Here is a 20,000-nt window from a genome sequence, read left to right on the forward strand (position 1 = left end):
CGTGCGCGGGACGGGAGCGGGCGAGCCGGTCGTACCCGGACCCGCACCCGTCCCGGCGCACGGTCAGCGGTCCTTGCGTGGGCCGCGTTTGCGTTCCATCACGTGCCGGAGCAGCACCTGACCTTGCTTGACCCGCTGCTTCTGCTGGGCCGCGAGCCGGGCGTCCGTACGCGCGGCGATACGGGCGTTCTCCCGGAGGAGCTTGCGGTAGCTGGTCAGCCGGCGCTGCGGCAGGGAGCCGTCGTCGACGGCGGCGAGCACGGCACAGCCCGGCTCGCTCTGGTGCGCGCAGTCATGGAAGCGGCAGTCCTCGGCCAACTCCTCGATCTCCGCGAACGCCTGGCTCACCCCGCCCTCCGCCTCCCACAGGCCCACGCCGCGCAGGCCCGGGGTGTCGATGAGGACGCCGCCGCCGGGCAGCGGGAGCAGGTCACGCGTGGTGGTGGTGTGCCGCCCCTTGCCGTCCTGGTCCCGGATGGCCGCCACCTCCTGCGCTTGCTCCCCCAACAGGGCGTTCGCGAGCGTGGACTTGCCGGCTCCGGACACGCCGAGCAGCACGGTGGTGCCGGCGGACAGGACGGCCCGTAGCACGTCCATGCCGTCACCGGTGCTGGCGCTGACGGCCAGCACCTGCACGCCGGGCGCGGCACCCTCCGCATCGGCGAGCAGTTGCGCCAGGGTTGCCGAGTCCGGCACCAGGTCCGACTTGGTGAGCACGACCAGCGGCTGTGCTCCGCTGGACCAGGCGAGCGAGACGAAGCGTTCGAGACGGGCGAGGTCGAGTTCGGCCGCGAGGGACACCGCGACCAGCGCGTGGTCGACGTTGGCCGCGAGCACCTGGCCCTCGCTGCGTTTCGAGGAGGTGGCGCGTACGAAGGCCGTACGCCGCGGCAGCAGCGCGTTCAGCTCCGGCTCGCCCCTGCCGTTCGTGCCGAGCACGACCCAGTCACCGGTGCACAGGGCGCCGGTGGGGTCGGTGGCGGCGTCGGCGACGGACAGTGCGGTGGTGCCGGCGCGGATCGGGCCGTTGGTGGTGATGACGTCGCACCGGCCCCGGTCGACGCGCACCACACGGGCGGGCACGACGCCCTCGGCGTCGTACGGTGCGAAGGAGTCGGCGAGTTGGGAGTCCCAGCCGTAGGCGAGAAGGTCGCTCATGGGTTGAACCCTTCAGCAGGGTGGCCCGGCCGAGCGCGTGTGCTCAGGAAGCGGCACGCCCGGGAGCCACGGGAAGCGGGAAAGTGATCTTCTGCGCGCGGGCAGCGCCCACGCGGACTTCAGCCGTCGTCACGGTCCGCACCTCCCTTCCCTCGCCGGTGGTTCATGAGGGCGGCCGATTGACCGACCGCCACCGCGGAGTCTAGGCACGGCGATCGAGGGAGGTCCAAGGGTTTTTCGGCGACCCGCGCGCCGGGCGGCGCCGCTGCCCGTATGCCGCTCCGGGTCAGCCCCGCGACTCCGGCGCGGATGGTCGTACGGGGCGGCCGTACGACCATCCGGAAGCCCCGGATGTCCGGGAAGCCCCGGGCGGCTGGGGCGGTTCGGTCGCCGACGGCTGGTCGATGGTCATGGGGAACATCAACAGCATCGCGCTGACGCGTACGGCTTCCGGTGTCCCCGGCGGCCGGGCGGCGTTGTGCAGTTCGACGCTCAGCTCCCTGGCCAGTTCCCGGACCCGCTCCCAGTCCTCCGGGGCGAGCCACAACTCGGCGTCCGTCAACTCACCCCGGCTGTCCGGGAGTCGGTGCGCGGTACGCCGGCTCAGTTCCTCGCCGAGGACGGCGGCCAGCATCCGGTGGTCCTCCGGGCTGCCGGTGCCGAGGCGTTCGCCACTGTCCGGGTCGTGCTGGTAGCGCTTGGCCCGGCCACCGCGCACGCTCTCCTCCGCCACCAGGTCGAGCAGCCCGGCGGCGTACAGCTTGCGCAGGTGATAGCTGACGTTCGCCTGCGTCTCGTCGAGCGCCCGGGCCGCTTCCGCCGCGCTGTACGGAGCGGCGGTGAGCAGCGACAACAGCCGCAACCGGAGCGGGTGGGCGAGCGCGCGCAGGCCGCCGACGTCGGCGGAGGCTCGTGGCGCGGGCATCGGCTCAGTATGCCGGGGCCCGCTGGGGCGATCAAAGCGCCCGTGGCGCGCCGTCGTCCGAGCCCGGCGAGTCCTTCTCGTACGCCAGTGGGCCGGGCACGGACGTCTCGCCGGCCTCGTTGGACGTGCCCTCCGGACCTCCGGCGGGGGCGACGAAGCTTCCCGCGGGGCCGCCGGAGCGGGTGGTGAGCCCGCGTACCTCCCTGCTGCACAGCGCCGCCAGAGTCACCGCGACCACCAGCACGACCCCGCCCAGCATGGTGGTCCGGGTGCCGACGCGCTCCGCGAGCGGCCCGGCGAGCATCTCGCCCAGCGGCAGCGAGAGCATCGAGCCGAGCGCGTCGTACGAGTAGACGCGCGCCAGCCGGTCCTGCGGGATGTTCTCCTGCAGGGAGAGGTCCCAGGCGACCGAGAACAGCTCGATGGCGATGCCGTTGACGAACATCGCGACCACCAGCAGCGCCAGGCCCGCGGACTGCGACAGCACCAGCAGCGGCAGCGCGTCCAGCGCGACCACGGCGACGCCGAGACGCAGCGCGTGCCGGGTGCGGGCGCGCGCCACCAGCACCCCGCCCACCAGTGCTCCGGCCATCTGGGTGGCGCAGGCCCCAAGCGGTACGTCCGAAGGTCTGGTCGGCGATGGTGGGTCCCAGCACCTGGAGGGCGCCGGCGGCCACAGCGTTGACCACGCAGAACTGCCCGACGACCACCCAGACCCACGTCCGGGACGCGAACTCCCGCCACCCGGCACGCAGTTCCTGCCAGGCCGAGGGCGACTGGGGCGATTTGACCTGCGGTGGGCGGGCAGCGCTGGCCGTACGGCCCACGGCACGGTACGCGGCGGCTGCGACGAGGAAGGCGCACGCGTTGCAGGCCAGGCCCCAGCCGGGGCTGACCAGGGCGGTCAGCAGGCCGCCGAGTGAGGCCCCGGCGATCATGCCGGCGTTCAGGCCCATCCGGGCCAGGGCGTTCGCCGGGCGTAGCTCCGCGGCCGGCACCGTCTGCGGTACGAGCGCCGCGGCGGCCGGGATGGAGACGGCGGACACCGCGCCGTTGAGCACGCTGAGCACGACGAGCACCGGCACCGAGGCGGAGCCGAGGATCAGGGTGGCCGCCACCGCGCCCTGGGCCAGCGCCGCGGCGACGCTCGCGCCCTGAAGCAGGACCGCGCGGGGCAGCCGGTCCGCCAGCAGCCCGCCGAAGAGCAGGAGCAGGGCGTTGGCCACCGACCTGGCGCCCACCACCACGCCGACCTGCACGGCCGAGCCGCCGAGGTCGAGGACGGCGAAGGCCAGAGCGATCGGCGCCATGGCGTTCGCGAAGTACGTCAGGGCGCGTCCGAGGGCGAGACTCCGGAAGCTTCGGTGGCGCAGCGTACGCAGAAGCGGGCCACGCTGGAGGAGAGGGGGCACGGAAGGAGTGTGCGGGGCATGACGGGCGACCGTCAAACAATTATTTGACGGTTACTCTCGAGGTCCACGAGATGAAGTGGGCGTGCTCGTAGGCGTGCTCGTAGGCGTGCCGCCCGATGGGACTGGCGGCGCTCCGACGTCCACGTCGCTTGCCAAACTGACGTCATGACACGTGCTAACGCCTCAGGCGTGAAGATGGCCGAACTCTTCGACCCGGAGCCCATAACATGGGGGCTTCGTGGCGACCCCCACGTCTGGCGGGCGCTTCGCGATCACCTGTCAGAGACCTACGTGCCGGCATCGGTCGACGAGGCGGTCAGCCTGGTGCGGGTGGCGTTCAGTGAGCTCGTGGGGGTCGACCTGGTCACCCATGCGGAACCGTGGGTGCGTCGCGACCAGTTCGCTCATGGTGGTATGTCCAGTGGCGGGGTCAGTCTCAACGAGTGGCGAGAGAGACTGCTGCCCCTGCTCACAGAGCGCGCGAGGGTGCTGTTGGAGTCCTGACCAGCTACGCCGCTTCCCGGAGCGCGGCCGGGGGTGCGGTGGGGCCGGAAGTCGCCCTGCGTGTGCTCGGACCGCCGGTCAGGTCTTGCGCCCCCCGCTCGGCGGATCATCACCGTCCTGCCGCCGCGGGCGGGCGGTGCCGTCCGCTCCGGTACTCGCCTGGTCGTCCGTCTGGTCGGCCGGGCGGTCGTCCGCGCGGTCGGCCGTATGGTCGTCGCCACCGCCCGGTTCGTCGCTCCCACGATCATCGGTGTCCGACGGGCCCCCTTCCGTGCTCCCTTCGATCCGGTCCGGCCGGGCCTCGCTCGGTCCCTCGTACGCGCCGGGGCCCGGAGGCCGCTCCTCGGACCGCGCCTTCGTATGGGAACGCAGCCGCGCGCGCATGTCACTCGGGGACAGCAACCGGGTCCAGCGCTCCGGCAGGTACGCCAATCCGTGATGCCCCGAGTCCTCCGTACCCTCCGCCCCACCGTCGCCCTCGCCCTCGCCCTCGGCGCCACGCACCGCCCGACGCGCCTCGGCCGCCGCGACCAGGTCCGCCGCGGCCTCCACGCGCGCCTGCTCGGTGAGCCGGCGCGCCGCGGCGGTGGCGACGGACGGCCAGACCCGGTCTATGGCGGCGTTCACCGCGGCGCCCACGAGCACCGCGAACGCGGAGATCCCGATCCACAGCAGCACCGCGACCGGCGCCGCGAGCGAACCGTAGATGGTCGGACCCTCGACGGTGTTGGCGAGATAGACCCGCAACAGGACACTGCCCACCACCCACATCACCAGGGCCACCAGCGCTCCGGGCACGTCCTCCCGCCAGGGAGAGCGCACCGGGACGGACACGTGGTAGAGCGTGGTGAGGAAGACGATGGACAGCAGCAGCACCAGCGGCCAGTAGAAGACCTCCACCAGCCAGGTGGCCTCGGGCAGCAGCCGCATGACGGTCTCCGGGCCGGCCACCATGAGGGGCAGCGCCACCAGTCCGATCACAAGGGCGGCGAGGTAGAGCAGGAAGGCCAGCAGCCGGGTCTTGATGATGCCGCGGTGCCCGTCCAGTCCGTACATCACGGTGATGGTGTCGATGAAGACGTTCACCGCGCGCGAGCCGGACCAGAGGGCCAGCGCGAAGCCGATGGAGATGACGTCCGGTCGGCCGCCCCTGATCACGTCGTCGATCAGCGGGCGGGCGATCTGTTCGACGGCTCGGTCGGAGAGCACGGTCTCGGCCGCTTTGAGGAAGTTGCGACGCATGGAGGCGATGGTGTCCAGCTCGATCCAGGCGTCGAGATAGCCCAGCAGGCCGACCATGCCGAGCAGCAGGGGCGGAATCGAGATCAGGGTGAAGAACGCCGCCTCGGCGGCCAGGCCCAGCACCCGGTTCTCCATACAGGACTTCACCGTGTCCTTGAGCAGCAACCAGGCCATCCTCCGCTTCCGAACGTTGCGGTAGATGACACGGGCCCGGCGCAACGCTCCGGAGGAGTGGTCGGCGGACTTTCGGCGGGCTGGCATCAGACCAAATTAACGTTTCGCCGCCATGGACCCGGGAGTGACCAGCAGGGCCGCCGTCCGATTCACTCCGGTTGCGACCAGCTCCGGGAGCGGGCCGGGCGGTGACTCGTGGCACATCCGCTCGGGGTACGCGTCGGCGGGCTCCTTGCGTACGCTCCTGGCATGACCAGCATCACCGTCACCACCTGGTGGCTTGAGCAGCGCGCTCCCGAGGACCTGGCCGCTGTTCACCTGCCGGACGACGCATCCAACATACGGATCGCGTGCTCCGGCACACCCAGCCCGGAGTTCAGCCGCTTCCTGTACACGGCGGCGGGCGGCGACGTCACCTGGACCGACCGGCTCGGCTGGACGTACGCGCGGTGGCGGGAGTTCCTGGAGCGGCCCGGGGTGGAGACCTGGGTGGCGTACGTGGATGGGACGCCGGCCGGCTTCATCGAGCTGAACGGCGCCGGCGGGGACGCCGACACGGCTGCCGAAGTCCCCCCGGACACGGTGGAGATCAGCTACTTCGGGCTCCTGCCGGCCTTCCGTGGCCGGGGCATCGGCGGGCACCTGCTCTCGTACGGCACCGCACGCGCCTGGGACATGGCACAACGGCTCCCCGGGCGCGCGCCCACGAGCCGGGTATGGCTGCACACCTGCAGCAAGGACGGCCCGCACGCGCTGCGGAACTACGAGCGACGCGGCTTCCGGCTGTACGACACCACCACGGGCCCGGAACCAGAGAGGGCCACCCCCGGACCCTGGCCCGAGGCGGGACCGACCGGGCTGGCGTGATCCGCCGCGCTCCGTCTGACCACGGCACTTTCATCATGCGAGACGTTGTCGTCCGTAATACGGACTATGCTGGACGGCCCCGATGCCCCGTGTCAGGCTTTTCCCCATGTCTCGAGCCGGAATCGCCCTGATCCGTCGACGCCACGTCGACCTCGGCCGGCTGTCCAGTGCCATGTGTCGAGCGAGCTGACAGTCCCAGCACCGCCGCACCACAGGCGCCCGCAACCGGGCGCGAGCACTCCCCGCATGTGAGTGACCCCACCTGCACCAAGCTGCGCCCGTCCGCATCCGTGCAGGTCATGAGCCATATCCCGGCAGCTTGAAGGACGTATCGCCATGGCCGACACCACCCAGCGCCCCGCTCCGGAACGATCCCGCCGAAAGGTCAGCCGACACCGCGGCGAAGGACAGTGGGCAGCCGGACACCACACCCCGCTCAACGGCAACGAGCAGACCAAGCAGGACGACGATGGTCTCAATGTACGGACACGCATTGAGACAATCTACGCGCACACCGGTGTGGACGGAGTGGACGGCGCCGACCTGCGCGGCCGGATGCGCTGGTGGGGCCTGTACACCCAGCGCAAGCCGGGGATCAGTGGCGGCAAGACCGCCGTACTGGCGCCGGAGGAGCTGGAGGACGAGCACTTCATGCTCCGGGTCCGGATCGACGGAGGCCAGCTGACCACCCGTCAACTACGGGTCATCGGAGAGCTTTCCCAAGAGTACGCCCGCGGCACCGCCGACATCACCAACCGGCAGAACGTGCAGTTCCACTGGATTCGCATCCAGGACATGCCCGAGATCTGGCGGCGTCTGGAGTCCGTCGGCCTGTCCACCACCCAGGCGTGCGGCGACGTGCCCCGGGTCATTCTCGGCTCCCCGGTCGCTGGTGTCGCCAAGGACGAGATCATCGACGGCACTCCGGCCGTGGAGGAGATCGGCCGTCGCGTCGTCGGCAACAAGGCGTACTCCAACCTGCCGCGCAAGTACAAGACGGCGGTCTCCGGATCGCCGCTGCTGGACGTGGCGCACGAGATCAACGACGTCGCGTTCGTCGGCGTACGCCACCCCGAACTCGGCCCCGGCTTCGACCTCTGGGTCGGCGGCGGGCTCTCCACGAACCCCAAGATCGGCGTTCGGCTGGGCGCCTGGGTGCCGCTGGAGGACGTCCCGGACGTCCACGAGGCGGTCACCGCGATCTTCCGGGACTACGGCTACCGGCGGCTGCGCAACCGCGCCCGGATGAAGTTCCTCCTCGCGGACTGGGGCCCGGAGAAGTTCCGCCGGGTGCTGGAGGAGGAGTACCTGCTGCGCGGTCTCGCGGACGGCCCGGCGCCGGACCAGCCGGTGCAGCGCTGGCGCGACCACGTCGGGGTGCACGAGCAGCGGGACGGCCGCTACTACGTCGGTTGCGCGCCCCGGGTCGGCCGGGTCGACGGCAGCACCCTCAGCAAACTGGCCGACCTCGCGGAGGCACACGGCTCGGGCCGGATCCGTACGACCGTCGAGCAGAAGCTGCTCATCCTGGACGTCGAGGCGGAGCAGCTGGACGCGCTCACCGAGGAGCTGGCGGCGCTCGGCCTGACCACGGAGCCGTCCGCCTTCCGGCGGGGCACGATGGCCTGCACCGGCCTGGAGTTCTGCAAGCTGGCGATCGTGGAGACCAAGCAGCGCGGCGCCGACCTCATCGAGGAACTGGAGCGCCGTCTCCCGGACTTCGACGAGCCGCTGACGATCAACCTGAACGGCTGCCCCAACTCCTGCGCTCGTATCCAGATCGCGGACATCGGTCTCAAGGGGCAGTTGGTCACCGACGAGCACGGCGATCAGGTCGAGGGCTACCAGGTGCACCTGGGCGGCACGCTCGGCCTCGAGCCCGCCTTCGGCCGTAAGGTCCGGGGACTCAAGGTGACCGCCGAGGAACTGCCGGACTACATCGAACGGGTGCTGCGGGCGTTCCAGGACCAGCGGGCGGAGGGCGAACGCTTCGCCGACTGGGCGGCCCGGGCGGACGACGAGGTCCTGACGTGAGCGAGCGTGCCGCGCCCTTTTACTGCCCGTACTGCGGCGAGGAGGAGCTGCGCCCTTCCGAGGCCCAGGCGCCCAGCGGTACGCCCTGGGAGTGCTCCGGCTGTCAGCGCGCGTTCACTCTCACCTTCCTCGGGCTGCTGGCCGACGGCCCGACTCCGGGGACCAGGACCGAAAGGGACACCACCCCATGACCGTCACGCAGCAGAGCCCACACTCCCCGCGCTCCGAGCACCCACGGGACCCGAGCCCGAGCGAAGCCGCCCGCAACCGCCAACTGGCCCTGGCCGCCGGCCGCGAACTGGAGGACGCCAGCGCGCTGGAGATCCTCCGGTGGGCGGCCGACACCTTCGGTGACCGGTTCTGCGTCACCTCCTCCATGGAGGACGCGGTGGTCGCGCACCTGGCGTCCCGCGTGTTTCCCGGGGTGCACGTGCTGTTCCTCGACACCGGCTACCACTTCCCGGAGACGCTCGGGACCCGGGACGCGGTGGCCGCGGTCATGGACGTCGAAGTGATAACCGTCACACCCGAGCAGTCCGTGGATGAGCAGGACGCCCGACACGGGCCACGGTTGTACGAGCGCGATCCGGACCTGTGCTGTGCGCTGCGCAAGGTGCGTCCGCTGGAAAAGGGGCTGCGTGGCTATGCCGCCTGGGCCACCGGCCTGCGTCGGGAGGAGTCACCGGCCCGGTCGTTGACGCCCGTCGTCGGCTGGGACGAGCGGCGCCAGCGGGTCAAGGTGTCGCCCATAGCCCGTTGGTCACGGCAGGATGTGGAAGCGTACGTTTCTGAGCACGGCGTCCTCACCAACCCATTGCTCATGGACGGCTACCCGTCGGTCGGCTGTGCGCCCTGCACTCGCCGGGTGCGGGAAGGCGAGGATGCCCGTGCCGGACGCTGGGCGGGCTTCGACAAGACCGAGTGCGGTCTGCATCTGTGAACGCACGCCCGGTTGCCAGCGGTTGTTGACACGGACGGAACGCAGGGAACGTAGGGAGCGGGAAATGGGCCGCACTGACCAGGACGGTCACGCCCCGGAGCGCGGAGCCACGGTGTGGCTCACCGGCCTGCCGAGCGCGGGCAAGACCACCATCGCGCGGGCGCTCGGAGACCGGCTGGCGGACGAGGGGCACCGGGTGGAGGTGCTGGACGGCGACGAGATCCGTACGTTCCTCTCCAAGGGGCTCGGTTTCACGCCCGAGGACCGGGACACTAATGTGCAGCGGATCGGGTTCGTCGCCGAGCTGCTGGCCTCGCACGGAGTCAAGGCTCTGGTGCCGGTCATCGCGCCGTACGCGGACAGCCGGGAGGCGGTGCGCAAGCGACATCAGGCGGCGGGCACGGAGTACGTGGAGGTGCACGTCGCCACTCCGGTGGAGGTGTGCTCCGAGCGGGACGTGAAGGGCCTGTACGCCCGCCAGGCGGCGGGTGACCTCACGGGGTTGACCGGGGTCGACGACCCGTACGAGATGCCCGCCGATCCGGACCTGCGGATCGAGGCGCATCAGCAGAGCGTTGAGGACTCAGCGGGCGTGCTGCACGCGCTGCTCGCCGAAAGGGGACTGGTATGACGAGCGCGACCGCGGTGCCGGAGGACACCGACAGTCCATTCGCGCTGTCGCATCTGGATGCGTTGGAGTCGGAGGCGGTGCACATCTTCCGGGAGGTGGCCGGGGAGTTCGAGCGGCCGGTGATCCTCTACTCCGGTGGCAAGGACTCCATCGTGATGCTCCATCTGGCGCTGAAGGCGTTCGCCCCCGCGCCCGTGCCCTTCGCCCTGCTGCACGTGGACACCGGACACAACTTCCCCGAGGTCCTCCACCACCGGGACACCGAGGTCGCCCGGCACGGCCTGCGCCTGCACGTGGCCTCCGTCCAGGAGTACATCGACGACGGACGACTACGCGAACGCCCCGACGGCACCCGCAACCCCCTACAGACCACGCCCCTGCTGGAAGCCATCAACGGCAACCGCTTCGACGCCGTCTTCGGCGGCGGACGCCGCGACGAGGAGAAGGCCCGCGCCAAGGAACGCGTCTTCTCCCTGCGCGACGAGTTCGGCGGCTGGAACCCACGCCGCCAACGCCCCGAACTGTGGCAGCTCTACAACGGCCGCCACGCCCCCGGCGAACACGTCCGCGTCTTCCCGCTGTCCAACTGGACCGAACTGGACGTGTGGCAGTACATCGCCCGGGAGGACATCAACCTGCCCGCCATCTACTACGCCCACCAGCGCGAGGTCTTCTCCCGCGACGGCATGTGGCTCTCCCCCGGCCACTGGGGCGGACCCGGCGAGGACGAACCACTCGAGAAGCGCCGGGTGCGCTACCGCACCGTCGGCGACATGTCCTGCACCGGAGCCGTCGACTCCGACGCCGACACCATCGAGAAGGTCATCACCGAGATCACCGCCTCCCGCCTGACCGAACGCGGCGCCACCCGCGCCGACGACAAACTCTCCGAGGCCGCCATGGAAGACCGCAAGCGCGAGGGATACTTCTGATCATGAGTTCCACCATCATCGAGACGAGCGAGGCGGCGCTCAACGCGACCTCGCTGCTGCGGTTCGCGACCGCGGGATCCGTCGATGACGGCAAGTCCACGCTGGTCGGGCGGCTGTTGCACGATTCCAAGTCGGTGCTCTCCGACCAGCTTGAGGCGGTCGAGTCGGCGTCCCGCAACCGTGGTCAGGAGGCGCCGGACCTGGCGCTGCTGACCGACGGGCTGCGTGCCGAGCGGGAGCAGGGCATCACCATCGATGTCGCTTACCGCTACTTCGCCACCCCCCGCCGGCGGTTCATCCTCGCCGACACCCCGGGACACGTGCAGTACACGCGCAACATGGTCACCGGTGCCTCCACCGCGGAACTGGCCGTGGTGCTGGTGGACGCGCGGCACGGCGTGGTCGAGCAAACCCGACGGCACGCCGCCGTCGCCGCCCTGTTGCGCGTCCCGCAGGTGGTGCTCGCGGTCAACAAGATGGACCTCGCCGGTTACGAGGAGTCGGTGTTCGCCGCCATCGCCGAGGAGTTCACCGGGTACGCCAAGTCCCTGGGCGTCCCTCGGATCACCGCGATCCCGATCTCCGCGCTGATGGGCGACAACGTCGTGACCTCCTCCCCCGCGATGGAGTGGTACGGCGGGCCGACCGTGCTGGAGCACCTGGAGACCGTGCGGGTCAGCCACGACCCGACGGACGACCCCGCGCGCTTCCCCGTCCAGTGCGTGATCCGGCCGCAGACCGCCGAACACCCGGACTACCGCGGCTACGCCGGGCAGATCGCCTCCGGGGTGTTTCGTACGGGCGACCGGGTCTCGGTCCTGCCGTCCGGCCGCACCAGCACGGTGACGGGCATCGACCTGCTGGGGCGCCGCGTCGACGAGGCGTGGGCGCCGCAGTCGGTCACCCTGCTGCTGAGTGATGACCTGGACATCTCGCGGGGCGACCTGATCGCCCCGGTGGAGGCCCAGGTGCGGCCGAGCCAGGACCTGACCGCGACGGTGTGTCATGTCGCCGACCGCCCGCTGAAGCCCGGTGACCGGGTGCTGCTGAAGCACTCCACCCGCACCGTCAAGGCGATCGTGAAGGACATCCCGTCCCGGCTGACGCTGGACGACCTCTCCCAGCACCCGGCGCCCGAGGAGTTGCTCGCGAACGACATCGGACGTGTCGTGCTGCGTACGGCCGAGGCGCTGCCCGTCGACCCGTACGCGGACTCGCGGCGCACCGGCTCGTTCCTGCTGCTCGACCCCTCCGACGGCACCACGCTGACCGCCGGCATGGCGGGTGACGCCTTCGCCGAGGCCGCCAAGGAGACTAAGGGTGCCGAGCCGGCGGCACCGGACGAGGACGGTTGGGACTTCTGACCGAAACCGGGTGGCGACGGCGGTCCCGTCCGCTCGTGGGCGTGCCGCGCCCGTGGGTGGACGGGGCCGACCCTCGCCACCCGCCCGGATCGGAAACCGTCCCGGGCGCGCCCGGGACGGACCCGACCGGTTCGGCGTGGCCGCCGTGTACCGAACACAGCAACCGGCAGCAACTCAGCGCCCGCCAGGGCAGCCAGCCGCAGCCGCCTCCGCGCAGCGGGGGACGACGAGAGGACCGCCCCCGTGCACGCCGAACTCGCGGCCCCGGACACCCAGCAGCCGACGGCGGGACCCGCCGCCACGCCCGACGACGTGCCGTACGCCGTGCGGCTGGACCATGTCTCCAAGTCGTTCGGGCCGGCCGGAGCCCGGCAGGTGGTGCTGGACGACATCCACCTGCACGCCGCGCCGGGCGAGTTCCTCTGCCTACTGGGCGCTTCCGGCTGTGGCAAGTCCACCCTGCTGAACCTCGTGGCGGGCCTGGACCAGCCCACGTCCGGCACCGCCCAGGCGCCGTTGGGGCGGCCGGCGCTGATGTTCCAGGACCACGCGCTCTTCCCGTGGCTCAGCGCCGGCCGCAACATCGAGCTGGCGCTCAAGCTCCGCGGGGTGCCGAAGGACGAGCGACGGGAGCGGGCCCAGGAGCTGCTGCGGCTCGTACGCCTCCCGGACGCGCACGGCAAGCGGGTGCACGAGCTCTCCGGCGGCATGCGGCAGCGCGTCGCGCTGGCCCGGGCTCTGGCCCAGGGCAGCGAGGTGCTGCTGATGGACGAGCCGTTCGCGGCACTGGACGCCATCACCCGGGACCTGCTGCACGAGGAGTTGACCCGGGTGTGGAGCGCCGCGAAGGCGGCCGGGTCGGCGGCGGGGAAACTGACCGTACTGTTCGTCACGCACAACGTGCGGGAGGCCGTACGGCTGGGTGAGCGGGTGGTGCTGTTGACCTCACGGCCGGGGCGGATCGCACGGGAGTGGCAGGTCGGCGTCCCACACCCGCGCCGGATCGAGGACGCCGAAGTCACCGAACTCACCCGGGAGATCACTGGCCACCTGCACGAGGAGATCGTTCGCCATGCCCGCCACTGACGCCTCACCGCCGGAGACCTCGGAGCCGGGGCCCTCGGAGCCGGAGTCCGACATACGCTCGACGGCCCGTACGCCGGACCGGGGCTCAGGCTCCTCGGCGACGGACCGTTCGGTCACCGGACACGCGGCCACCGACCCCTCGGACGAGATGGCCTCCGGCCTGGACGCGCTGGAGACGCCCGCCGGCGCCAACGCCAAGGCCGTGTCGCAGCGGGTGCTGGCCAAGGCCACCCCGCCGGTGCTCGCCGTCGTCTGCGTGCTGGCGCTGTGGCAGTTGGCGTACAGCCTGAACTGGTCGGCCTCGCTGCCCTCCCCGTCCCAGGTGTGGGGCGAGCTGGCCGACGCGCACGCGGACGGGACGCTGCTGCCCTCCATCGGGCACAGCCTGCTGCGCTGTGTCTTCGGCTTCGGAGCCGCCGCGGCCCTGGGCATTCCGCTCGGGGTGGTGCTGACCCGGTTGTCCGCCCTGCGGGTGGTGTTGGGGCCGATCCTGTCCTCGATCCAGTCACTGCCCGCCGCCGGGCTGGTGCCGATCGCGGTGATCGCGCTCGGCAACTCCGAGGAGGCGGTGTACGCGGTCGTGCTGCTGGGGTCCGTACCGTCCATCGCCGTATCGGTGGCGGCCGGGATCGACCAGGTGCCACCACTGTTGTTGCGCGCGGGCAAGTCGATGGGCGCCACCGGCCTGAACGGCACCCTGCACGTGCTCGTACCGGCAGCGCTGCCGAGTTTCGTGTCCGCGCTGCGGCAGGGCTGGACCTTCGGCTGGCGGGCGCTGATGACCGCCGAGCTGATCACCGCGACACCGCTGCCCGGCATCGGGCGGATGCTGTCCGAGGGGCGGGACACCGAGTCGATGGGCCTGGTGCTGGCCTCGGTGACGCTGATCCTGGCGGTGGGCGTGTTCGTCGAGTCCGTGCTGTTCACCCCGCTGGAGCGGCGGGTGCTGCGGCAGCGCGGCCTGACCGGAGCGGAGCGCTGAGGTGACCGCGCGAGCCGGGCTCCCCGACGCCTGGTCGGAGGACCAGGCGTCCGAGCCAGTCTGGTCGGAGGACCAGGCGTCCGAGCCAGTCTGGTCGGAGGACGCCGGGCCGACGCTGCTGCTCGTCGCCCACGGCAGCCGCGACCCGCGGCACGCGGCCACGGTGCAGGCGCTGTGCGCGAGCCTGCGGACACACCGGCCCGAGCTGCGGGTGACGGCCGGCTATCTGGAGTTCAACGCGCCCAGCGTGCCGCAGGTGTTGGAGCGGCTGGCGGCTTCGGGCCGTGCCGGCCGCGGCCCAGGTCGTACGGGCGTGGTGAGCACCGGCACGGGTGCCGGCACGCGGGAGGTGATCGCGCTTCCGCTGTTGCTCAGCCGCGCCTTCCACGCCAAGACTGACATCCCGGGTGTGCTCCGCGCGGTGGCCGGCCGGCTGCCCCGGCTAAGCGTCCGGCAGGCCGAGGTGCTGGGCCCGCACCAGCTGCTGGTCACCGCCCTGGAGCGGCGGCTGTCCGAGGCGGGCCTGCGCCCGACACCCGCCGAGGCCGCCCGGACCGGCGTCGTACTGGCCTCGGCCGGTTCCACCGACCCGGGGGCCCACGCGGTGATCACGGAGGTCGCGCGGCAGTGGCGACGCGCCCGCGGCTGGCATGCGGTACGTCCCGCCTTCGCCTCGGCGACCGGACCGGGGACGGCCGAGGCCGTACGGCGACTGCGCGCGGAGGGCGCCGAGCGGGTGGCCGTGGCGCCGTACGTGATCGCGCCCGGACGACTCCCGGAGCGGATCGTCGAGGGTGCCGGGGAGGCCGGCGCCGACGTGCTGGCCCCGGTGCTGGGAGCGGCCGAGGAACTGGTCCGGGTGCTCCTGCTGCGCTACGACGAGGCCCGTCGGGCGGACCCGCTCTCGGCGCGGCTATCCGCCTGAGGACGCGCCTCCGCCCGCGCTCCCCCAACCGGGCTCCCGGCCGCCCCACCCGGGCTCACCCGAGTCCGGCCAGCACCTCCGCCTCCCTCGCGGGGTCGAGCCGTACCGAGGGCCGGTCGGGGCGCTGGGGAGCGTCGCCGCCGCGGGATGACAGCCAGGCCCAGGTGTCGCGTACGGTCTCCGCCAGCGGCCGGGGACGCAGTCCGGCGGCGAGGGCCTTGGCCACGCCCTGCTGGTAGACCGCCGCGTTCGGGTCGCCTGGAGGCAGCCACATGGGCATTTCCGTCCAGGGCTCGATGCCGGCCTCGGTGAGGACGCGCGGCTCGACCCAACGGAGTTCCGCGTTCGGGCCCGCCACCCCGGCACAGGTCTCCAGCAGCTCGCCCATGGTCGTCGCACCGGCCGGGCCCACCAGGTTGTACGGTCCATCGCGGCCGTCGGTCAGCGCGTCCAGGGTCCACTCGGCGAGGTCCCGCACGTCGACGTACTGCACCCCCGCCTCGCGCGGTCCCGGCGCCAGCACCGGGCCACCACGCGCCATCCGGTTCAACCACCAGGTGAGCCGCCTGGTGTTCTCGTACGGCCCGAGGATCAGTCCGGCACGTACGAGCAGCGCGCGCTCCGCGCCGAACGCCTCGACCGCGGCCAGTTCACCGCCACGCTTGTCCGAGGCGTAGTCGATCTGCCCGGCGTCCGGGGAACCGTCCACGACCGGGTCGCTCTCGTCGTTGCCCGGGCGTGCCGGGAAGGGATAGACGGAGCAGCTGGAGACGTAGGCGTACCGGTCCGCCCGGTCGGAGAGCGCCCGAGCGGCCTCGCGCACCACCCGCGGCGCCCCCGACCAGGTGTCGACGACCAGGTCCCACTCCCCTCCGTGCAGCGCGGCCAGCCCGTCGGTGGCCGTACGGTCTCCCCTCAACGGTCGGGTGCCGGCCGGACTCGGCTGCCGGCCACGGTTGAACGCGGTCACCTGCCAGCCACGGGCGACGGCCGCCTCGGCCAACGCGCGTCCGACGAACTCGGTGCCGCCCAGTATGAGTAGTCGCATGCCGCTCACTATGTCCGCTACCGGGCCGGAACACAGCCGGTGCACGCGCAGAGCGAAATCGAGAGGGCTCCCGAGCAGCGCAACTCCCGCGCTGTGCTGGGCCGGTGACGAGCCGCGACGCGGGGGCGCGACGGCTCAGGCGGTCAGCTCCAGCAGCTTGGTGACCGTACGCCAGTTGCGGCCGGTCATGGTCAGCGGAGGTCGGACCGCGCTCAGGGCGTCGGTGAGCTTGCTGCGTCCCATGCCGTGCGGGAAGTAGCAGTACACCGCGCTGTCCCCGACCTCGAAGGTGTCCGGGGCGTAGGTGGACGGGTCGAGGGAGTCGAAGTGGTCCGGGGCGGGTCTCTCCTCCAGGAAGAGCACGAGGAGTTTCGCCGGGTCCAGCTCCGCCACCGGATACGGACAGGCGTCGGCGACCGCCCGCAGCTCGGCCTGGGTCCGCAGCAGGCAGTGGACCTCGAAGCCGAAGTGCCCGGCGATCGCGCGCTCCAGCCGCTCCCGTGGCCGCTCCTCCCCCTCACTGCCGGGCGGGACGTCGAACACGGCGTTTCCGCTCTGCAGGTAGGTGCGCACGTCCGTCCAGCCCAGCCCCCTGATCAGCTCCCGCAGCTCGGCCATCGGTATCTTCCGCTGACCGCCGACATTGATCCCCCGCAGGAGCGCCGCGTATGTCGTCATGGTGGCACCCTATGCGGTGGCTCTGACACGAGGTGTGCTGGGCCCGTACGGCGCACCGGCCGCGGGGCGCGGGCCGGTGCGCGGGTTTCGGCGGCTCGCGTCGCCCCCGTGAGCTGGGGCCAGGAGTTCCGGCCGCTGGGGTCAGCTCCCGGTGGCGCCTTCCCAGGCGTCGATGTAGGTGTCGTAGTTCCGGTCGATCTTCCGCCAGTCCGGACGGAAGACCTTCACCCCTTCCATGATCCGGTCGAGTGCGGCGGCGTTCTCGTCCTCGGGGTCGACGTCCGTACGGGCCGGGAAGCCGCCGCCGGTGGCGGAGACGTCCAGTTGGGCCTTCTTACCGAGGAGGAAGTCGAGCAGCTTCTTCCCGTTCTCGGACTGCGGAGCCGACTTGGTCAGCCCGGCGGCGTACGGCAGCGCGAAGGTGCTGGGCTCGCCGCCCTCGCGGGCGGGGAACCAGATGTCGAGGTTGGGCATCGAGCGTGCCTGGGCGAAGTTCATCTGCACATCGCCGTTGGCCACCAGCAGTTCGCCCTTGTCCACCTTGGGGCCGAGCTTGCTGGTGGAGGAGGAGGGCCCCACGTTGTTCTCCTGCAGCTTCTCGAAGTAGTCCATCGCTGGCTTCAGACCGCCGAAGTCGTGCATGGCCTTGATGAGCACGGCGGTGCCGTCGCCGGCGACGCCGGGGGTGGAGTACTGCAGCTTGTCCTGGTACTTCTCGTCCAGCAGGTCCCGCCAGGTCTCCGGCTTCTGGGACAGTTTCTCGGAGTTGCGGATGAAGCCCGCGTAGTTCTTGACGAGGCTGGTCCAGCTGCCGTCCGCGGCCTTGTCCGCGGCGGCCACCTTGCCCCAGCCGCGCGGCTTGTACGGCTCCAGCAGCCCCTCGCCCTCGGCCTGCTGGATGAACGGCGGCAGCGTGACGAGTACGTCCGCCTGGGTGTTGTTCTTCTCCCGTACGGCGCGCTGCACGATCTCCCCGGAGCCGCCCTCGACGTACTTCACGGTGATGCCGGTCTGCTTCTCGAACGCCTTGAACTGCGCGTCGTACCAGCCCTCGGCGCTGGTGCCCTTGAGCCCGTCGGCGCTGTAGACGGTGACGACCCTCCCGTCGCCGCCGGCGGTTCCGGTGCCGCCACAGCCGGCGAGGGCGGCGGTGAGGGTGAGGGTGCCGGCCAGGGCGAGGGCGAAACGCGGCCGGTGTGGGGTGGGTGGCATGGCGGAGCTTGACCTCCAGTGCGGGGGTGGAGACGGATCACGGGGCCCGGAAGTCCGGGGGCCCGGGGGTTCGGGGGCGCGGGACGCGGCGCCGGACTGCCGGCGCCGGGGCCTCATCGGTACGAGGCCCTGGTGCGGAGCCGGGACAGGGCGAGCAGCACCAGCAGCGTCGTGGTCATCAGGACGACGGCGATCGCGGAACCGGCGTACGGGGAGCCGCGGTCGGTGGCCGCGAAGATCTTGACCGGCAACGGCGCCCAGTCCGGCGGATACAGCATCATCGTGGCGCTCAACTCGCCCATGGACAGTGCGAAGCAGAGACCGGCGGCGGCGTTCAGCGAGGGCAGCAGCAGAGGAAGCTTCACCCGCCACAACACGTGGGCGGGGCGGGCGCCGAGGCTGGCCGCGGCCTGTTCGTACGCCGGGTCGAGCCGGGTGATCGCGGCACTGACGGACTGGTACGCGAAGGCGGTCACCAGCACCGTATGAGCGATGATCACGATCCAGCGGGTGCCGTTGAGGAGCACCGGGTCGCGGCTGAAGGCCACCAGGACCGACAGCCCGACCACCACCGACGGCACCGCCACCGGCAGCACGAACAACGCGTCCACCGCGCGGCGTGCGCGCGGCCCCAGCGCGTCGGCGGCCAGCGCCGCCCAGGTGCCCAGGAGCAGCGCGATCAGGCTCGCCGCGAGGGCGGTCTGCACGCTGACGGACAGCGCCGCCAACGACTCGCCGCGCACCGCGGCGTCGTAGTGTTCCGCCGTGGGGCCGGAGGGCAGGGCGCCGCTCCAGTTGGTCGCGAACGAGGCGGCGCCGATCACCAGCAACGGCAGCGCGAACAACGGTACGAACAGCACGAGGAAGCAGAGCCAGGCGCCCAGTCGGCCCGTTCTACTGTGCACCAGCACGGTTACCTCCCTCCCGCGGCACGCGTGGCACGACCCACGGCCAGCCGGTAGAGGGCGTACAGGCCCACCGACAGCGCGATGTTGACGGTCGCCACCACACAGGCCGCCGGGTAGTCGGATTCCAGGATGGCCTTGGTGTAGATGAGCGTCGGGAGGGTGACGACGTCCTTGGCGCCGGTGAAGAGCACGATGGCGAACTCGTTGAGGCACAGGACGAGCACGAGACTGCCGCCGGCGGCCAGTGCCGGCAGCGCCTCGGGGAGGATCACCCGACGGACGACGCGGGCCGGCCGGGCGCCGAGGGAGGAGGCGACCTCCAACTGCGCGGTGTCCAGCTGGGAGAACGCCGCCAGCAGCGGGCGCACGACGAACGGGGTGAAATAGCTGACCTCTGCGAGGAGTACGCCCCACGGCGTGGTCAGGAACTGGAAGGGGCCCTCGGCGGAGCCGGTGACGTCCGTCCAGAGGCCGTTCGCCATCCCGACGCTGCCGTAGATGAACAGCAGCGCGAGCGTGATGAGGAAGGACGGGAAGGACAGGAACACGTCGATGAACCGGGCGACCGCCCGACTCCCGGGGAAGGGCACGAAGGCGAGGACGAACGCCAGCACGAGGCCCAGGACGAGGCAGCCCACCGTCGCGCCGCCCGCGATAGCCACGGTGGTCCACAACGCCTCCCGGAACTCCTCCGAGGCGAAGACCTCCGTGTACGGCCCGAGGGAGGTGCCGCCCTCCTCGGGCGAGAAGGACTGGCGGACCAGCAGCACCAGCGGATAGAGGAAGACGAGTCCCAGGACGACGATCGGCGGCAGGGTCCAGAGCAGCCGGGCGGCGGGCTGCGTACGGCGTTCGCGCGCCCCGTCCGGGCCGGGTTCGGCGGGGCGTGCGTTACGGTCGCCGGGTGGGTCGCCGCCGAGCTCGGGACGCTCGCGGGAGGCGCGGTCCGGCGCCGCCGGCTGGTCCGGTGCCGCCAGC

At 71.6% G+C, this 20,000-nt stretch carries 21 protein-coding genes and 1 pseudogene; 12 read left to right on the forward strand and 10 right to left on the reverse strand.

All coding sequences use genetic code 11. The features are described 5' to 3' along the window. Positions 1–63: 63 nt before the first annotated feature. The 4 genes and pseudogenes from rsgA to AN216_RS30045 form a co-directional block, all read right to left on the reverse strand. Positions 64–1,158 (reverse strand): ribosome small subunit-dependent GTPase A, encoded by a 1,095-nt coding sequence (gene rsgA / locus AN216_RS09065; RefSeq protein WP_070196067.1) that lies wholly within the window; start codon positions 1,156–1,158, stop codon positions 64–66. Positions 1,159–1,444: 286 nt separating this feature from the next. Continuing rightward, the gene (locus AN216_RS09070) at positions 1,445–2,083 is read right to left on the reverse strand and encodes a helix-turn-helix domain-containing protein (protein WP_070196068.1); all 639 of its coding nucleotides are present in this window, start codon (positions 2,081–2,083) and stop codon (positions 1,445–1,447) included. A gap of 31 nt (positions 2,084–2,114) precedes the next feature. Next, positions 2,115–2,675, reverse strand: coding sequence for an MFS transporter (locus AN216_RS30040; protein ID WP_070196069.1), 561 nt, complete (start codon positions 2,673–2,675; stop codon positions 2,115–2,117). Between the two features lie 88 nt (positions 2,676–2,763). After that, positions 2,764–3,495 (reverse strand): annotated as a pseudogene (locus AN216_RS30045) (MFS transporter); the annotation flags it as partial. Positions 3,496–3,660: 165 nt separating this feature from the next. Here AN216_RS30045 and AN216_RS09085 point away from each other — a divergent pair. Beyond that, complete coding sequence (locus AN216_RS09085; RefSeq protein ID WP_070196071.1) at positions 3,661–3,999, forward strand: hypothetical protein; 339 nt, start codon at positions 3,661–3,663, stop codon at positions 3,997–3,999. 78 nt (positions 4,000–4,077) lie between these two features. On the opposite strand, the gene AN216_RS09090 is transcribed toward AN216_RS09085, so the two are convergent. Further along, a complete protein-coding gene (locus AN216_RS09090) occupies positions 4,078–5,502 on the reverse strand; it encodes a YihY/virulence factor BrkB family protein (protein ID WP_079166397.1) in 1,425 nt (474 codons plus the stop codon). Positions 5,503–5,664: 162 nt separating this feature from the next. Between AN216_RS09090 and AN216_RS09095 the strand changes: the two genes are divergently transcribed. From AN216_RS09095 to AN216_RS09140, 11 genes are all read left to right on the forward strand, one after another. Then, positions 5,665–6,282, forward strand: a complete 618-nt coding sequence (locus tag AN216_RS09095) for a GNAT family N-acetyltransferase (RefSeq protein WP_070196072.1) — start codon at positions 5,665–5,667, stop codon at positions 6,280–6,282. Positions 6,283–6,388: 106 nt separating this feature from the next. Then, the gene (locus AN216_RS30985; protein ID WP_420855701.1) at positions 6,389–6,472 is read left to right on the forward strand and encodes a putative leader peptide; all 84 of its coding nucleotides are present in this window, start codon (positions 6,389–6,391) and stop codon (positions 6,470–6,472) included. Between the two features lie 146 nt (positions 6,473–6,618). Continuing rightward, complete coding sequence (locus AN216_RS09100; RefSeq protein ID WP_070196073.1) at positions 6,619–8,316, forward strand: nitrite/sulfite reductase; 1,698 nt, start codon at positions 6,619–6,621, stop codon at positions 8,314–8,316. After that, the gene (locus AN216_RS09105) at positions 8,313–8,507 is read left to right on the forward strand and encodes a hypothetical protein (RefSeq protein ID WP_070196074.1); all 195 of its coding nucleotides are present in this window, start codon (positions 8,313–8,315) and stop codon (positions 8,505–8,507) included. The genes AN216_RS09100 and AN216_RS09105 overlap by 4 nt, the downstream gene beginning before the upstream one ends. Continuing rightward, on the forward strand, positions 8,504–9,256 hold the full coding sequence (locus tag AN216_RS09110; RefSeq protein ID WP_079166398.1) for a phosphoadenylyl-sulfate reductase: 753 nt from the start codon (positions 8,504–8,506) through the stop codon (positions 9,254–9,256). Before AN216_RS09105 ends, AN216_RS09110 begins: the two co-directional genes overlap by 4 nt. A 64-nt stretch (positions 9,257–9,320) precedes the next feature. Further along, positions 9,321–9,887, forward strand: a complete 567-nt coding sequence (gene cysC / locus AN216_RS09115; RefSeq protein WP_070196075.1) for an adenylyl-sulfate kinase — start codon at positions 9,321–9,323, stop codon at positions 9,885–9,887. Continuing rightward, positions 9,884–10,819, forward strand: coding sequence for a sulfate adenylyltransferase subunit CysD (gene cysD, locus AN216_RS09120; RefSeq protein ID WP_070196076.1), 936 nt, complete (start codon positions 9,884–9,886; stop codon positions 10,817–10,819). The genes cysC and cysD overlap by 4 nt, the downstream gene beginning before the upstream one ends. Positions 10,820–10,821: 2 nt before the next feature. Further along, complete coding sequence (locus AN216_RS09125) at positions 10,822–12,183, forward strand: sulfate adenylyltransferase subunit 1 (protein WP_070196077.1); 1,362 nt, start codon at positions 10,822–10,824, stop codon at positions 12,181–12,183. A 243-nt stretch (positions 12,184–12,426) separates the two neighbouring features. Further along, positions 12,427–13,269, forward strand: a complete 843-nt coding sequence (locus tag AN216_RS09130) for an ABC transporter ATP-binding protein (protein WP_070196078.1) — start codon at positions 12,427–12,429, stop codon at positions 13,267–13,269. Continuing rightward, entirely contained in the window at positions 13,256–14,251 is a 996-nt protein-coding gene (locus tag AN216_RS09135) for an ABC transporter permease (RefSeq protein WP_079166399.1), read from the forward strand. Before AN216_RS09130 ends, AN216_RS09135 begins: the two co-directional genes overlap by 14 nt. Before the next feature lie 115 nt (positions 14,252–14,366). After that, complete coding sequence (locus AN216_RS09140; RefSeq protein WP_070196147.1) at positions 14,367–15,176, forward strand: sirohydrochlorin chelatase; 810 nt, start codon at positions 14,367–14,369, stop codon at positions 15,174–15,176. A 55-nt stretch (positions 15,177–15,231) separates the two neighbouring features. Here AN216_RS09140 and AN216_RS09145 read toward each other — a convergent pair whose 3' ends face one another. The 5 genes from AN216_RS09145 to AN216_RS09165 form a co-directional block, all read right to left on the reverse strand. Further along, positions 15,232–16,224, reverse strand: a complete 993-nt coding sequence (locus AN216_RS09145; RefSeq protein WP_070196079.1) for an NAD-dependent epimerase/dehydratase family protein — start codon at positions 16,222–16,224, stop codon at positions 15,232–15,234. 135 nt (positions 16,225–16,359) lie between these two features. Then, entirely contained in the window at positions 16,360–16,902 is a 543-nt protein-coding gene (locus AN216_RS09150) for a DUF1697 domain-containing protein (protein WP_079166400.1), read from the reverse strand. 141 nt (positions 16,903–17,043) lie between these two features. Beyond that, the gene (locus AN216_RS09155) at positions 17,044–18,114 is read right to left on the reverse strand and encodes a 2-aminoethylphosphonate ABC transporter substrate-binding protein (RefSeq protein ID WP_070196080.1); all 1,071 of its coding nucleotides are present in this window, start codon (positions 18,112–18,114) and stop codon (positions 17,044–17,046) included. A gap of 113 nt (positions 18,115–18,227) precedes the next feature. Next, complete coding sequence (locus AN216_RS09160; RefSeq protein WP_070196081.1) at positions 18,228–19,025, reverse strand: ABC transporter permease; 798 nt, start codon at positions 19,023–19,025, stop codon at positions 18,228–18,230. A 2-nt stretch (positions 19,026–19,027) separates the two neighbouring features. Next, entirely contained in the window at positions 19,028–19,999 is a 972-nt protein-coding gene (locus tag AN216_RS09165) for a 2-aminoethylphosphonate ABC transporter permease subunit (protein WP_079166401.1), read from the reverse strand. Position 20,000: the final 1 nt, after the last annotated feature.

Source organism: Streptomyces oceani (assembly GCF_001751245.1).
GTDB lineage: Bacteria > Actinomycetota > Actinomycetes > Streptomycetales > Streptomycetaceae > Streptomyces > Streptomyces oceani.